Consider the following 1,231-nt stretch of genomic DNA (forward strand, 5'->3'; position numbering starts at 1 on the left):
GGCCGGCTGCACACTCGTGGTGTTCCGGTCGACTGGCAGGCGTACTTCGCCACGTCCGGAGCCCGGCACGTCGACCTCCCCACCTACGCCTTCCAGAACGCGCGTCACTGGCTGGAGTCCGTCGCTGTTCCCGGCGACGCGGCCAGCCTCGGGCTCGCCGCGTCCGCCCACCCGCTCTTCGGCGCGGCGGTCACCGTCGCCGGCGGTGGGGACACGCTGTTCACCAGCCGCATCTCTCTCACCACCCACCCCTGGCTGGCCGGCCACACCGTCCTGGACACCCGGCTCTTCCCCGGCACGGGGTTCGTCGAGCTCGCCGCACAGGCCGGTGAGGAGGTGGGAGCCGGCCGGGTGGAGGAGCTGACGTTGTCGGCTCCGCTCGTGCTGCCGGAGCGGGGCGCCGTACAACTGCAGATCGTCGTCGGCGGGGCAGACGACTCCGGTCGCCGCGGTCTGGAGATCTATGCGCGGCCCGACGGGGAAGCTGACGAGCCGGCGTGGACGCTGCACGCCAGTGGCTCGCTGATCGCACCGGAGGAGCCGGCTGTGGGGGAGGCTTTGGCGGTGTGGCCGCCGGCCGGCGCCGACGAGGTGGACCTCGACGACGTCTACGACCGGCTGACGGAACAGGGATACGCGTACGGCCCCGCCTTCCGGAATCTGCGCAGGCTCTGGAAGGCCGGGGGCGAGCTCTTCGCGGACGTCGCCCTGGCTGGTGAACAGACTGAACAGACTCCGGACTCCGGGTTCTTCGGGCTGCACCCCGCACTGCTGGACGCCGCCCTGCACTCCCTGCTGCCGGGCGTCGCCGACGAGACCGGGCAGGAGGGATTCCCGTTCGCCTGGTCGGGAGTCACGCTTCACGCCGTGGGTGCGCAGGCCCTGCGCGTACGCCTCACGCCCACCGGCACGGAATCGTTCGCACTCACCGTCGCCGACGGTGTCGGCGCTCCGGTGGCGACGATTGACTCCCTTGCTCTGCGGCCGCTCTCGAAGGAAGCACTGCGCGAGGCCGGAAGCCCTGCCCGCGACGGCCTGCTCGGCCTGCGGTGGACTGCCCTTCCCGCCCGCGAGGAACCGTTGGCCGGCGAGGACTGGATGGTGGTGGAGGAGAGCTCCGGCCTTGGCGAGTGGTCCGGGAGTGTGCCGCCGGTGGTGGTTCTTCCGTTGGTGCCGGGGTCTGGTGAGCCAGGTGGGTCTGGTGGCTCTGGTGGGTCGGTTGATGTGGCGG

General features: G+C 71.6%; 1 protein-coding gene. It reads left to right on the plus strand.

Annotated features, from left to right (window positions below):
* On the plus strand, window positions 1-1,231 hold a 1,231-nt coding region (locus ACWIHY_RS40380; RefSeq protein ID WP_454381757.1), incomplete at both ends, for a polyketide synthase dehydratase domain-containing protein.

The organism is Streptomyces sp. NPDC055287, from assembly GCF_053646035.1.